At 50.9% G+C, this 13,411-nt stretch carries 14 protein-coding genes; all 14 read right to left on the reverse strand.

The window, feature by feature from the left end; translation table 11 throughout:
- Positions 1-5: 5 nt before the first annotated feature.
- The 14 genes from MCB1EB_RS08350 to MCB1EB_RS08415 all read right to left on the reverse strand — a co-directional run bounded on the left by MCB1EB_RS08350 (position 6) and on the right by MCB1EB_RS08415 (position 12,895).
- Positions 6-683, reverse strand: coding sequence for a hypothetical protein (locus MCB1EB_RS08350; RefSeq protein WP_052394051.1), 678 nt, complete (start codon positions 681-683; stop codon positions 6-8).
- The gene (locus tag MCB1EB_RS08355; RefSeq protein WP_045365237.1) at positions 683-2,077 is read right to left on the reverse strand and encodes a hypothetical protein; all 1,395 of its coding nucleotides are present in this window, start codon (positions 2,075-2,077) and stop codon (positions 683-685) included. The genes MCB1EB_RS08350 and MCB1EB_RS08355 overlap by 1 nt, the downstream gene beginning before the upstream one ends.
- Positions 2,078-2,080: 3 nt before the next feature.
- Positions 2,081-2,767: a phage adaptor protein gene (locus MCB1EB_RS08360; RefSeq protein WP_045365232.1), complete on the reverse strand. Its 687-nt coding sequence runs from the start codon at positions 2,765-2,767 to the stop codon at positions 2,081-2,083.
- A complete protein-coding gene (locus tag MCB1EB_RS08365) occupies positions 2,764-3,765 on the reverse strand; it encodes a collagen-like protein (protein ID WP_045365229.1) in 1,002 nt (333 codons plus the stop codon). Before MCB1EB_RS08365 ends, MCB1EB_RS08360 begins: the two co-directional genes overlap by 4 nt.
- Positions 3,762-4,187: a hypothetical protein gene (locus MCB1EB_RS08370; protein ID WP_052394049.1), complete on the reverse strand. Its 426-nt coding sequence runs from the start codon at positions 4,185-4,187 to the stop codon at positions 3,762-3,764. Before MCB1EB_RS08370 ends, MCB1EB_RS08365 begins: the two co-directional genes overlap by 4 nt.
- A gap of 46 nt (positions 4,188-4,233) precedes the next feature.
- Positions 4,234-5,655, reverse strand: coding sequence for a gp53-like domain-containing protein (locus MCB1EB_RS08375; RefSeq protein WP_045365227.1), 1,422 nt, complete (start codon positions 5,653-5,655; stop codon positions 4,234-4,236).
- Positions 5,656-5,660: 5 nt separating this feature from the next.
- Positions 5,661-5,972 carry a hypothetical protein gene (locus tag MCB1EB_RS08380; protein ID WP_052394047.1) on the reverse strand — a complete coding sequence of 104 codons (312 nt, stop codon included), beginning with the start codon at positions 5,970-5,972 and terminating at the stop codon, positions 5,661-5,663.
- Between the two features lie 59 nt (positions 5,973-6,031).
- Complete coding sequence (locus MCB1EB_RS08385) at positions 6,032-7,078, reverse strand: phage major capsid protein (RefSeq protein ID WP_045365224.1); 1,047 nt, start codon at positions 7,076-7,078, stop codon at positions 6,032-6,034.
- A 344-nt stretch (positions 7,079-7,422) separates the two neighbouring features.
- Positions 7,423-7,827 carry a type II toxin-antitoxin system VapC family toxin gene (locus tag MCB1EB_RS08390; RefSeq protein WP_045365221.1) on the reverse strand — a complete coding sequence of 135 codons (405 nt, stop codon included), beginning with the start codon at positions 7,825-7,827 and terminating at the stop codon, positions 7,423-7,425.
- A 7-nt stretch (positions 7,828-7,834) separates the two neighbouring features.
- Complete coding sequence (locus MCB1EB_RS08395; protein WP_045365218.1) at positions 7,835-8,089, reverse strand: type II toxin-antitoxin system Phd/YefM family antitoxin; 255 nt, start codon at positions 8,087-8,089, stop codon at positions 7,835-7,837.
- A gap of 87 nt (positions 8,090-8,176) precedes the next feature.
- Positions 8,177-9,235: a hypothetical protein gene (locus MCB1EB_RS08400; RefSeq protein ID WP_045365215.1), complete on the reverse strand. Its 1,059-nt coding sequence runs from the start codon at positions 9,233-9,235 to the stop codon at positions 8,177-8,179.
- Positions 9,236-9,238: 3 nt separating this feature from the next.
- On the reverse strand, positions 9,239-11,191 hold the full coding sequence (locus MCB1EB_RS08405) for a hypothetical protein (RefSeq protein WP_175577356.1): 1,953 nt from the start codon (positions 11,189-11,191) through the stop codon (positions 9,239-9,241).
- A complete protein-coding gene (locus MCB1EB_RS08410) occupies positions 11,188-12,591 on the reverse strand; it encodes a terminase large subunit domain-containing protein (RefSeq protein WP_045365212.1) in 1,404 nt (467 codons plus the stop codon). Before MCB1EB_RS08410 ends, MCB1EB_RS08405 begins: the two co-directional genes overlap by 4 nt.
- Entirely contained in the window at positions 12,581-12,895 is a 315-nt protein-coding gene (locus MCB1EB_RS08415; protein ID WP_045365210.1) for a DUF5681 domain-containing protein, read from the reverse strand. The genes MCB1EB_RS08410 and MCB1EB_RS08415 overlap by 11 nt, the downstream gene beginning before the upstream one ends.
- Between the last annotated feature and the right edge of the window lie 516 nt (positions 12,896-13,411).

The raw sequence follows: 13,411 nt of genomic DNA on the forward strand, positions 1-13,411 counted from the left end.
TTTTTTTACACAATCCGGCCGCTATCCCCGTCACGTACACTGTGCGCCATACTCGGGTTCCATTGCTGAAACGGCGCGTAACCTGAGCGCTGACCCTGCATCTGCTTAGTGTGCAGATGGGCATTCGCCAGGCTGTCAAACAGACCCTTTATATTCGCCCCTGTATTGGACAACATCGCGTTGCGCGAGTTTGTCGCTAAGGTGGCGTGCGCCATCCTAGCCATTTCTGCCGGATCAATCCCTGCTTGCGCCTGCGAGATCAACTGGTGTCGCGCCTGGTCGTCTGCATTCTGCCAATTGGCTAATGCTTGGTCACCGATCCTCTTTGCTCTGAGTACCCCTTCGTCTCTACGGCGTTGCAGCTCAGCATTGCTATAAGTATCAACAGAACCGCCCCGCAGACCTGACCTTGCCAAGCCAAACAAATTGGCCCGCTCAGCTTCCGTAAACTGCCGCTCGACGTCTCGTGCATTTAAATCTGTAATGTCCTGTCGATGCGCCTCATACCCAGGGTTTTGCTTCGCCTGATTGAAAATCTCATTGATTTTCTGCATGGATAAGTTAATTCGTTGTTGACGCTCAAACTCTATCTGACGTGCAGCGCTGCCATCATCATGACCACCATCGCCACCAAGACCAAACATGTTTCCCACAAAACCAAGCGCGTTTCCCAAAAAACTCATTATCTAGCTCCCAATACATCGTAATACAACGTGACTGCCTCCAGCCTGAAGGGCTGATTGGACAAATGGTGAAACCTCAACGAGAAGGCCGTACCTGCGCAAGTAACTGGAATTTTCCCGCCAGATCGGGTATTGCCACGAATACGAACCGGCGAGGTAAAGGCATCTGACTGGCGCACATCAAACGCTACAGAGAACGTGCACTCTCCCTCCATCACCAAATCCGCCCCCTGTATCCGTTTGAGTTGCCCTGGCGTTTTGAAGTCCATATAGGGCAGCTCTAACAGCACTTCAATTGGCGTACCCGCGTCATCGTGCGCATTTTCATCAAAGCGATAAATGTCATCTCCATTGCGTAGATACAGAATGCCACCCAGTTCAGCAAAGGCTTCTACCTGAAACGGCAACTCGTAGCGCGACCACGCGGCGATTTTTGACGTCGCTGATATAGAATAAACAAAAATCTGATACCCCATCATGCATAGATACTGCCCTGTGCCGTAATGGAAATACGCCATCGGAGCGGACTGCGCCGCCTGGGTTTCCCGTCGCACCAGCACATCGATTGGACTGCCAATATCGACATGGGTCAGACGATCCGTATACTGCATCGTCGTAATCGAGCGGAATCCAAAATCTGACAGAAAATATAAATCGCCGCTCACATTAGTGACGGTGCGCGAGAAAGAGGTCCCCACGTTTTCCACGACGTCCGACAATTTCATCGCTTGCGGATCTGAGTCGAGCGCCCACATCTGAACACTGTCACGCGACAAAACAGCCAGTTCATTCCGATATATCCCCAGCGCATTGGCGTTACGTTCACCCCGCGCATTCAGTCCTGTGGGCAAAGCCCCCGCATTATTAGGGCTGGACCAGTCGCGCGGCCTACCTGCTGCGCTATACCGTACGACATCGCCCGCCACCGCAAAAATTCTCGACGCGGCTTTAATTACGGCGGGCGTATGCGGACACTGCGGATCCGTAATCGCTGTCTGAGGACTACCGTCTAAATAATGATGTCGAATTGTCCCGTCCTGATACTCAACCGAAGCATAGATAAATGCATCAAACACATCGGTAAACCAAACTTGTTTCAGTGCCTGTTCACCCTCTGGATGAGCCACTTTATGCGCTTCAAATCGAGTATCGGCGTGCGTTACAGATCCTTGCCCGTAAAATGTATGCAATTTGCCAGACGCCGCAAAGAGTCCTCGCGTGCCTGGCTCAAGCGTTGTCACCTTCACCAAGCCTGGGCGCTTTTGTGTCGCCAGCCCCGTTGTCACATAGGCATTCTTCATTTCACGTAAACGATTCGCATCTGACACGCTCGCGCCTTTTCTTAAATCAATGCCGAGATCAAATCGGTCAAATGTAATGGATTTAACTACCATGTTTTATTGCCCCGAGACGGTATAGCCCCGAGCGGTACGTACCACTTGAGATGAAAGGGTTGAATCAGTATTTTTTGCAAAATAGCGTCGCTGGCCGTGCTGTTCGCTTTTATAGCGCGCCAATAATCGTTCAAAGGATTGCCCCGCTACTTGCGCATCGGAGTGGTGATAATGGGCTTTCGCTACCGCCAGCGCATAGAGCAAAACCAATTCATCGGGTACACAAGGCCGATCATCATCGCGCTCAAAGCGTCCCTGCGGCGCACTATACTCAATGAGTAATTCATATCGAGCGTCAGGTACCGGCCACACTTCGAGTTGGTTCATCAGTGTGTCATAGTGACTGGGCATACCCTGGGTACAAGAAGGCTGTGCGATACCGTGGACCAACGGGGAGTAGGCATTGCCCCTTTTGACTGAGATCGAACGTACCTGCGCTGGCTCAATCGGCTGATCCTCCTGCCTGTTGTGCCAGTCATAAAGGGATGAACCGGGTGAAGTCGTGATCGTAGCCCGCTTGCGGCGCAGAGGCAGGCCGCCGACTTTCGCCACATAGGTATGCGCTTCCTGTAAAAACGCATTCAGAAGATCACGGTTGTTTTCAGAGGCGGGGCCTTGATGAACGAACCCCATGCGCACCCGCAACGCTTTGCGCAACTCGCCTAATGTGCGATTCAATCCTTCACTCATGCCGCTTCCACCTTCAAAATCACCTGGTTATTCACCACCGATAGCGACAAGGTCAAGGTCGATTTACCTGCGATCGACACTGTATGTTTACTCGGATCAACGCTTGCCAGTTTAGACGCAGCGCTACCGGCTGGATCAAATAGCGTGCCAATGTCCGCGCCGGTCGCAATCTTCACACCCGTATTCGCGGCTCCGGTTCCCGCGGTATGCAGCCGCCCGACTTCTAAATCAACCAACGCAGCACTATCCCGCCCATCATCGACCCGTAAGCGCGTATTGTTCGGACGCAAGCGAATATTCGCACCGGAAAAATCATAACGCGGTGCAGCAGCTGAAATAGCCCCTGAGATCGTGCGCGCCGCTAAGCCACCTTGTAGCGATTGATCGGTATCCAGGTCGTTTAAAATGACACGGGCGTAATCCACTCTACCCGTTGGCCCCTGTACGCCCGACTCGCCGCATTCGCCTTTGTCGCCTTTCGGGCCACGTAATCCTTGAATGCCTTGTGCCCCTTTATCGCCTTTATTTCCTTTAGGACCCCGACTAAATTCGAACGCCTCAGACCAATCATCACACTCATCCGAAAGCTTAAAATAGAGCCGCCCGGTATCGATGGCTAAAAAAGAAAATCCTTCTGGATTCGCCCCATAATTCGTCCGCTCGCTTTCTAATGCGCGCACCTTGGCTTCAAAAGAGGGTCCCACTTCACCACGAGGGCCAACCTCGCCTTTATCCCCTTTAGGGCCTGGCTGACCTGGCTCGCCTTGCAGTCCAGCCGCAGCCAGCGCCGCGAGCGCCTCGGGCATCAAGTGCCTGGCGCCTACCGTCTGCGCTTTGAGCGACCCATCATCTTCTTGAAGCAACGCTGCATTCGCACGCACATCAGAAAGCGTCTGCGAGACTGCATCCAACTCAGCATTCAATGCGCCATGATCGGTCCGGTCTGGATTGTTATTTAAAAAATTCTTCTTACGGTGATAAGGTCTGGGCTGACTCATACTTTGCTTCGACCTGAAAGCGTGCGGCGACCGTCTTCAATAATCTCGCCAATATCCATCCCTTTGCGGCGTTCAAACCAGCGCACTATCGCCCCGACAATCCACCAAGCAGGCAACCCTGCTAACACTTGAAACGGTGCACAGACATACAGATAGCCAAACATCGGATCAAATTGATGCGCTTGAGTCAGACGCTTGGCAACCTCGAATAAGCCAGGCCAAGCCCAATACGCTGCCATCGCGGCCAATGGCCCAAAGATGAACGATAAAAAGAATGTGCCGGCCAAGCGAGCCGCGCCCTCCTGAGCATTTTTAGGCCAGGAAAGCAACAGCGTCAGGATGATCGTCATCACTGCAATGGCGGCTTGCGCGCCGATATACTTAATTAGCGCAGCTATACCCGTAGAGGTAGTGGGTTCCATCTGTGAAGTCCGAGACATAATGAATTGATTGAATCAGCAAGTCTGATTAATAACCGAGCGCAAACCATTGAATTTCCCACCCTGCGTGGCCTTCTGCAGTGTTATCAAAGCAGCGTAATTGAGTCCCTTCTTGCGATCGTCCCGACGAAGATTCGGTAACTGTCACGCATAGTCTGCCTCTATACATGCCTTGAATGCACAAACACTTGTTTAAGAAAGGCGTTAAAAACTTGATGTCTGCAATGCCGCCTGCCCTGGTAATGATCTCGCCCCACTGGAGGATGAACCCCCCTGGTAGTTTTTGATAACCATCGTCTGCGATTGATTTATACCTAGGCTCGTCAAACATCCTCAAAATAGCCGTTTGTGTGAAAGCGGTCGTGGCGATCCGTGTACTCTTATCATCTGCATCGGGCGTCGAAGCGTTGGGCGTGCCGATCAAAAAGAGATCAGGGGCGAGCTTGTCGGTGGTGACACTTCCATCGGCGGGCGTACTAAGCTGCTTAGCTTGGCGGACCATTTTTTGCACACGACTGATCGCTTCTCGCGCTGTATTCGCATATTGCGATGCGCGTTGAGCCGCGTCCCCTGTTTCTTTTTTTGTCCTGATAATTTGCGCCCTATCTTCCTCTACCAGCGACTGTGCTTGTTCCGCCTGAGCTTTGCAGATCTCCGCCTGAGTCTGCACTTGCTCCGCTTTTAATTGAACGGTCTGAGCCGCTTTATTCACCCACTCACTGAGATGATTCGTTTGCTGAACCATTTCTTGCACACTATTTTTCGCTTCTTGCGCTACGCTGGCAGATTGGAGCGCCTGTCGAGACGTTTGCGCAAACTCCCTGGCAACTCCGGCCACATGATCCGCATCCCGTTCTGCCTTTTCTTGCAATTGCCGGCACTGTTCCACATAATGTTTTGCTTGCCCGTGTGCTGCTTCAGCGCGCAATGCAAAGCCGCAGGCTGCAATTTGCGATTCCTGGGCTTTTGCCTGCAACTGAACTATCGCTTTTTGGGCCTCATCTGCTTGTGCATGTAACTGCACCACTTCTTCTTTCGCCTCTAAAGCCGTTTGCACATTTAAAATGATCAGCTCTGAATTGGATTGGGCTGTCTCTGCCGCTTCGTCTGCTCGTGTTCGCGCTTGCTCAACCACTTGCTCGGCATCACGCGCAGCAATCGCTGCATGCGTCGCTTCATTCGCTGCCGCTGAGGCTTCTTGTACATTTGCCTTGATCTCGCCGGATAGATATTTCACCAGGTCATCCCGAAAAGCAGGTGTCAGACTCCTTTCCTCGACAATGCCATCACGCAAACTGCCATCGTCTAACTGCAACAATACCAAATTTTGCCGCAGCGGATTAATCGAAGACGCGACCCGATCCAATTCGGCATTCAATGCGGTGTGATCGGTTTCATTGCCATAATCGACGGCAAAATCCTTTTGCCGGTGATAACGAGGCGGCTGCATCGAATCTATCCTTTAGCCGAGGCAGTCGCCTTAGCAACCGGCTTTTGCTGGGCATTAGATTGAATGACATTGGCCAGCGCTGGCGATTCGGCCACACCAAAAATACCCGCAACAACTTTCTCACCATACTTGCCAACCAAACGTGAATACTCGTTATCGAGGTCGATCTCGCGTTCGCAAAGCGGGTTACCGACACTCACGTTTTCCTTACCGTACAGACTGCACAAAATACCGAGTTCATGCTTGAACACGCTAGTCGGCGTCGTGGTATGCGCGTCCCGCCGAATTTCGACGGACACAATAGGGGCTTGAGTCATAGTTGAATTCTCTTAATGAAGCCCGCACCGCTCGTATCGCTACTAACGGCGCGAGGTAGTTATTTAATCGCCAAGACGGCGTGAGCATTACTTCGATCGGTACTCAATGCACATCGTAGATTGACCATTGTGTAGAGCGCTAACGTGTCATGCGGACGTGTGGGCGTCACAATATCCATATCGTCATCGGAATATTTCAAATACCGAGTATTGAGTAAGTAGCAACGCTTTTCCCACTGAGTCTCTGGCGTTTCAAGCGTATCCAACGTTTGAAAGATAGGATCCCAAATAATCTCAATGCCTTTATAGAAGAGACCTGTAGAGGTCGCTGTGCCAATCCCCAAATCTACCGTTTTGGGTTTGGCTGCGTCCGCGTTTTGAGTAAGGGTTATTTCTTGCTTATACGCGTCGATAAAATCCGAACCCGCTAAAATAAAGTTTGGACTACCGCCATTGCGGATACACGCACGCCAAGCTTTTTCTAGCTTGCCAGAGAGGTCTCCTTCGGCCGTCGTATCCAATGTTAAGTCAGCGTAATTACGCCAGTAGGTTGCCGTAGCGCGGTTGATACCGCCAATGATCCCTGTCGTGGGTTTAGTCGCAATAATCGCATCCAGGCCCGTGATCGCATCGGCCGAGGACGTCCCATCACGATGCAGCTCAATATCCAGCCTTTCTAAAAAGCCAAGCCGCAACGCCTCCATCTGCTCGTTGAGCAAATTAATCAGTTGGACTTTTTCATTTTGTTCAAGCTTGTGTGCGCCACGCTTACCTTCGCGCACTTTAATACCATTACCAAACAGTCGATCATGCTCAAGATAAAGTCCATCCACCGCACGACGCCATGGAAAGGCAGCAGATTCGGTTGTATTGCGTTTATTGAAAACAACGGGTTCAGCTCCGTAAGCCCATTTAAAGCCAGAGCCGTATTCCTTACGGACGTTTTCAACAATATTTTGCTTTGCGCCCATAAACGACTTGCGTTTGGACAGGAGTTTCTTAAGGAAGGGATGTTCCGTGCCGATGTTATCGACCGGGATATTGCGTAGATATTCGTCTAATGAGACCTTGGCGAGTTCCGCCAGGTCAGCTTGGGATATAGGCATTTGTCGCTCTAGAATGAAAGTTAAATAAACAACTTTCACACCACCCAGAACGCAAAGCTGGGAAAATAGGCTTGTTTGATTCCGTGCGCGACCTTCGGATTACTTCGACTTAGTCAAACAAACCACTGCGCTACGGGACGCGATCCCCGCGGTAACAGCGACAAATTCAAGTGTGACGGCATTTCCCGTTAAGACTGTTCATCTGGCTGCACACGAACTAATCAAGTTGTATTTCCAGACAAATCGCATTAACAGGTTACACCTACGAAATAATATAACCAATAGTAATTTATAAGTCAATATTTATTACTTAAAAATCTATACAGCAAAGCGCCCAATGAATGTCATCCCAAAAACGGGTTAAACACAGGCACTTGGAAGCGATCAAAATCCCGCGTATTTCGAGTAACAACTGTGAACTTGTGCACAAGCGCACTGGCTGCAATCATAGCGTCCTCATAAACAGTATTCGACTGCCGGTGCATCAGTTTTGCCCATTGCCGAAAGGTTGCTACGTCCATCGGTAATACATTGTAGGTTGCTCCGACCTGATCGGCCCATGCCTCTATCGCTGCTGCTTTAGCGGCATCTTGCTCACGGGTGATTTCAATACCCGCTTGAATTTCGCCGAGTGTGACAGCACAAAGATGAAGATCAGCATCAGCAACGCTTTCAAGCCACGCCACAACTGCTCCATGCGGTCGTGGTTTGCGTAGCTCCGAAACAATATTCGTATCCAAAAGAAACATGGTGCTCTTACAACTCTACAATCGTTCGACGTTTTGCCAATCCGCGCTGAGGTAGATCAAAATCAGCACGGCCCACATCGGACATTAGCAAAGCCTTGAGGGAGGGGCGTGCCGCATTAGTCAATCGGTTCCATTCCACGATAGGCACGAGCACAGCGGTTTCTGTGCCACGCCGGGTTACTACCTGCGGTCCCTCGTTTATGCAGGTGTCAAGTAACTCGCTGAAACGAGCTTTAGCGTCTTGTACGGGCCAAATATGCATAATAACTCCAAGGTGACTAGGTTTATGACTAGTCTATCAAGGTTTTGGCAATACTACAAATGCTTTTTACTTTTGGCTAAAAAATCGTTACAACCCCATGCTATTCATAATCTGCTCGATCCGCTTTTCAGGCTCTTGTGCAGAGTTGACAGCGGGCCGGCCTAACGTAGACGGACGCGAGCTAATCGGCGATGGGGATTTTGGTTGCGTCGCAGCAATTTGGACTGAATCGTAGAGCATACGAACCGCTGAGGCCCACTGCTGCGGCTGATAGGTTGAAGCAAATTCTTGAAGCTTGCTCGGGTCAGCAAAATACGACTCAACCACTTTCATCCGTGCAGAATGATCCATTTCATGGCTACGGCTTTGCAAATACTGTGCCATCGAAGCTTTTCCTTCCTCAACGGACACCGTAAATTTTTGCTGTTCTTGCTGCGCAGCAAATTCAGCCTGTTGGCGTTGCTGCATAACATGACGTTCTCGCCGTAGCATCGCCATCTCTATGGCTCGCTCGCGCTGGATTTCCCCACCAGTGACCGCTTGCGCCAAATCGGGAAAATCACTTAACGTATCCACCCCAGGCGCATCCACCCCTAAGCGTTTACACAGCGTATCCCGCTGCGCATCAGCCATTTGCAACGCTACGCGCCAATCAGCAGGATTATTCGACATTGCTAGACGGCCATATTCTAGTGTTTGCGCAAAATCCTGTGCCGACATGCCCGTTGCACTCACCATCGTGCGGATTTCATTCAGATCTGATTCGTACTGCTTACGTTCAGCAAACACTTGGCGAATGCGTTCACGCCCACGCTCAGAGTTCAGGCTTTCTAACAATTCGCCCTCTTCCTGATTGCCTGGTAATACCTCAGTCTCGCCCTGCGGTGCGCTCTCTTTAGGTAAAAAGCGCCCATCTGAACCACGCGAGGGCGGCTCTGGCTCTTCGTCTTGATCTTCATCTGGCACAGGCTGTGACGTCTCATCACCGTTCGCCGTCATCGAATCCAATAACGCTGACATTTTTGGGGGCAGATTATCGACACTATACGGTTCTGAGGAGGCTTCATGGCCTTGCTCTAACTCAGACTCAGCCAGCCCCGATACATCCTGGTCAGCCGTTTCGATTGCGATTTCATCTTGTGACACGATTTAAACTCCATTAAAAGTAGAAACAGGGGACTCGCTAGGCGGCAGCCCGGCAGGGCCACCAGGCAGAGAATGCTCGCTCATTTCAGGGGGCATGTCTGAAGGCGCTCCCTGCATGCCCATTGGCGCAGGTTGTGGCGGGCGTGGGATAAACTGCTCAATATCAATCCGCTCATCGAATCGAGTCATCGTCTCGCGCAACAAGGCTTTGATCGGCTCAATATCGACGCCCTGCGCCGACAACTGAATCATTTGCATAATCATCTGCTGTACAATCGGCAATGCTTTAGCCCACCCCTCTTGATTCTGCAATTTGTCAGGTGCGCCCGTGGTCCCAGCTCGAATCGTCACTTCGACCATATCAAACACCTGTTCGCGTGACATTTGCGGCCAATCAAACGATGAAATTTCAATCACTTGACCGTCAGGAGTCATTTGCTCTTTAGGCGGTCCCATATAACGTTGCACCTGTTCTGGCGTGAGTTCCTGCAACAGAATCTGCGCCGTGTAGATGCTCATTTCTTGCAACCAATCCTCGACCTTGTCCCGAAACTCACCAATGCGGCCAGATAGTGCCTGCTGCATAATGTTCGATTCGGTCGCCGTTTTGGGTGTCACAATCGTCGAGCGCGCCGCATCTTGCAAGCCCGTGACTTGCTCCCAATCCGCCCGAATCGGGCCGGTATCGTAATCTGCTGGTTGAATGGGTATGCCCTGCCCTGGCGTAATCACTTGATTGACTGGACGACCATCTGTATCCAGTAAAACAATTTCACCAATCGCCGTCTGAATGTGTCGCTCAATACTTTTTTCTGAAATATCGGAGGACGCCACCCAATGCGGTTTGTTCATGTCTCGATGCTGAACAAATTTTTCTCGCGTATCGTTGTATTCACGCTGTAATTTCTCGGTCAAGTCCACCAAGCAAGGCGCTGTGAATTGCCCATCCAGTACAGCAAAGGGCAGCAGGAAAAACGGATACCAGCGGCAGCCCACTCGGCTTGGCGAATACGGCTCACGCACAAAAAAATCGCATCCATCCGCCAAGGTATACACCCGCTTCGATTGCTTATCCCAAATTTCAATCAGGCAAATTTGTTCGTCTTCGCTTGCTGGCGCATCCGGCATCGCGAAGCGGCTACTGTGCTCTGTGGCTTGACCATTCGCTTCTTTATACGGTTTGGCCCCACGTAAATCGACCTTAAACACAGATTCAGCCTGAGCGCGTTTCATCGGCACCAGTTGCGCCATCCAGTCCGCTGACTCATAATCGTGAAACTCACATACCGCTGGATCGATCAACACGTTTTCCGACAGCACCTTATCGATCACGATCCCTTCTGCCGACACCACATCCACTTGTTCTTGTAAGGCTTGCAAAGTCTGCTTTAATTCCGCATGGTGGGCTTCGTGCTGTGCTGCCTCTTCAGGTCTCTGTGTACGTTGCATCAGATGCTCTAAATGCGCTAGAGCGCTCTGAGCATCGTTCATTCGATCCATAATGAGTGAATCTTGATGCATGTCGCGCTGATAAGTGACTTTTAAAGCCCCATAGTAGGTCACCATTGCAGCGAGCACCGCCGATTTAGCGCGCTTCTTGAGCTTGGCATCCGCCAGAGAGCGATTTAATACGGTTTCTAGCGTTTTGCAAAAGAGCGAGCGATCCACATTGGCATGAAGCGGTGAGACACTGATTTCAGGATTACGCGCATAAATATTTGGGAGTGTCGCCGCTACCGTAGCGAAAATCAGGTTGGTGCGCAGCGTATAAAAATCTTCTTTATCTGGCTCTTTGCTCCAGTTAAAACCACTCACCAGCTTACGATTGTGGCGCATCCGCTTATGCAGCGTATCCCAGTGCTTACGAGCAGTGCTTAAGCGTTGATTCCACTGCCGCGCCAATGCATCCGGCTCTGGTTTGGGCAAACTGCTTGATGGGTTTTCTTCAAGTTTCATACGTTGAATGAGTAACAATCGTTTTCGTGCTGATAATCAGGATGATCGAGATGGGCTGATGCGCGCTCTTCTTCGGGCATGCGACGGCGGCGCATTAAGCCGTAGCGCGTTGCATCCCAAGCATGATCCTCTGCATCGCTATCAACATCTTCTGGATTCATATGGTCGGCAGGCAGCGCCGGTATCGTGCGGATCCAGTGCTTACACGTTGAAAACACTTTCAGCTTGTCTTCACTGAGTAGCCGGATAATTTCCTGGGCGCCATTGACCCGTGAGCGCGGTCCATTCCAAGCCTCTTGCCAACGGATTCCGCTTTCTTTAAAAATTTGCCCAATCGATCGATCCGCGCCAATCTTGCTAAAAATCGATGGGTCAGCTAGGTTTTGGCGATAGTCATAGCCTAAACGGGCATCGTGCTCTTCAATGGTTTTAATTCTTTTAGCCACCGCCGCCGCATCTTCACGTGTGCCGGTATTGTCTTTGCCGCCATAGCCGTACAGCTCGCGCCAAATGTAATAGCACCCATCTTGATCCAGCGCAAACCAATACACCGCGTACGGACGAGCATAGCCCCAATCCAGCGCCTTCCAGACCTTCCATGTAGATGGGATTGGGAAAGGCGCGACGATATGCTTCTGAGGCTGCCAAACAGATTCGAGAAAAGCCCCCGCGTGAATCTCCCAACTGCCTTCGAGCCAAGCTTTTCTGCGGTTTGGGTCTTTAATGCTTTCTAACGTTGGCAAATAATTCGGATCGTTCTGGAGCAAATGACGGTTTTCTTCAAGGCGGCTATGAATGCGCACACGGGGTTGTTGGTCCGACTCACGAATGACGGTGCCAGGAGGCGCGCCTTCTATGCCAAGCTTAAAACGCGCCTTCACAGCGGCATGCCCTACTCCATAGGGATTACATGTGGCTCGCACCATGCGCGGCATATTGGGACATGAGGAGCGGCACGTCGAATGCATCGCCTCGTAAAAGCCCAGCGTGCGCCAGTTGGTTAGCTCTTCAAAACCCAGCCAGGGATATTCATGGCCGTGATAGTTCCAATAATCCTCTTCGCTGCTGCCATACCGAAAAAACAGCATCTCGCCAGTCGGCCACTTCCAGACATAGTTAGACTCATTAAACTGAATGCCAGGGAAAATGCGATAGAACCAGCGCTTGGATTTAGCGACTACATCAGCCAATTGGGGGTAGGTCAATCGAAACAACGCGCCCCGCCAGTGCTCACCAAAGCCTTTGCCGCAGTGCTGAGCAAAACTCATCAGCAACGCATCCGTCTTCCCGCCGCCGCGCGTGCCTTCTAATAACGCCTCGAAGATTGGGCAGCTCAGAAAAAGCATTTGGCTACCTGGCAACGGTGTCCAAACAACATGATCAGGCAATTTACTTGCCATGACTTTGCATCGTAGGAGCAATCTGTTCCCACTCGCCTTGCAGCACAGGAATCGCTAGTACACCCGATTGCAGCGCCTTACCATCGCTCTTCACATCAATATCTTGTGGAGGCCTACCAAATCCACGATCAAGCAGCTCTTTGGCGGCTGATACGCGCGCCTGGCCCTTTTCCTTGGGGTCGTGCATGATTTGAACCAGTGTTTCGACCGCCGAGGTCGTATGTTGGCGCGCCAACTCCCGAACATGGGTAATTTCTTTGGGCCGTCCGCCTGGATTGCCCGATTTACCTTTTTTAAACGGCATTGTTATCGCTTGCTCTCAATACGTTAAAAGATTCACTCCGCATCACTCTACACCTGAAATTCTTCGGTACATGCACCTTCTTATATCTTGTAGGCAACTGCGCTCTACATTCGAACCGACAGATGCGTCCAACGGTCCACCGGCTGATCTCAAATTTCTCAGCCAGGGCCTCGTAACCCATCCCCTCATCGTGCAAATCTCGGATCAGTTCGACTTCCCTATTCGTCAGCCTCGCCATGTGATGGCTTTCGCCGATCCTTAAGCCCCTGTCATTCACTGCTACAGTTTTTAGAAACATATAAATTTCTACTGATTAGATAATTTTTTGTTTGCCCACGGTCGGCCAGGGCTTGGCCAGGGTTCCGGGTCAGGGTGAAAAGCCAGTAACTACAAGGCTTGGTCAGGGTGGGTAGGGAAACAATCCCTTTACTCTTTATATATATATATTTATTTATTTATTTATATGTAATAAATAGAAAATAACCATGACCACCCTGACCAACCTTTATGATTATT

Origin of the sequence: Mycoavidus cysteinexigens, assembly GCF_003966915.1 — a bacterium.
Lineage (GTDB): Bacteria > Pseudomonadota > Gammaproteobacteria > Burkholderiales > Burkholderiaceae > Mycoavidus > Mycoavidus cysteinexigens.

Bases quoted from the DNA above. Each gene is read 5' to 3' on its own strand.
- MCB1EB_RS08350 (WP_052394051.1), bottom strand. From the start codon at position 683: ATGAGTTTTTTGGGAAACGCGCTTGGTTTTGTGGGAAACATGTTTGGT.
- MCB1EB_RS08355 (WP_045365237.1), bottom strand. From the start codon at position 2,077: ATGGTAGTTAAATCCATTACATTTGACCGATTTGATCTCGGCATTGAT.
- MCB1EB_RS08360 (WP_045365232.1), bottom strand. From the start codon at position 2,767: ATGAGTGAAGGATTGAATCGCACATTAGGCGAGTTGCGCAAAGCGTTG.
- MCB1EB_RS08365 (WP_045365229.1), bottom strand. From the start codon at position 3,765: ATGAGTCAGCCCAGACCTTATCACCGTAAGAAGAATTTTTTAAATAAC.
- MCB1EB_RS08370 (WP_052394049.1), bottom strand. From the start codon at position 4,187: ATGGAACCCACTACCTCTACGGGTATAGCTGCGCTAATTAAGTATATC.
- MCB1EB_RS08375 (WP_045365227.1), bottom strand. From the start codon at position 5,655: ATGCAGCCGCCTCGTTATCACCGGCAAAAGGATTTTGCCGTCGATTAT.
- MCB1EB_RS08380 (WP_052394047.1), bottom strand. From the start codon at position 5,972: ATGACTCAAGCCCCTATTGTGTCCGTCGAAATTCGGCGGGACGCGCAT.
- MCB1EB_RS08385 (WP_045365224.1), bottom strand. From the start codon at position 7,078: ATGCCTATATCCCAAGCTGACCTGGCGGAACTCGCCAAGGTCTCATTA.
- MCB1EB_RS08390 (WP_045365221.1), bottom strand. From the start codon at position 7,827: ATGTTTCTTTTGGATACGAATATTGTTTCGGAGCTACGCAAACCACGA.
- MCB1EB_RS08395 (WP_045365218.1), bottom strand. From the start codon at position 8,089: ATGCATATTTGGCCCGTACAAGACGCTAAAGCTCGTTTCAGCGAGTTA.
- MCB1EB_RS08405 (WP_175577356.1), bottom strand. From the start codon at position 11,191: ATGAAACTTGAAGAAAACCCATCAAGCAGTTTGCCCAAACCAGAGCCG.
- MCB1EB_RS08410 (WP_045365212.1), bottom strand. From the start codon at position 12,591: ATGGCAAGTAAATTGCCTGATCATGTTGTTTGGACACCGTTGCCAGGT.
- MCB1EB_RS08415 (WP_045365210.1), bottom strand. From the start codon at position 12,895: ATGCCGTTTAAAAAAGGTAAATCGGGCAATCCAGGCGGACGGCCCAAA.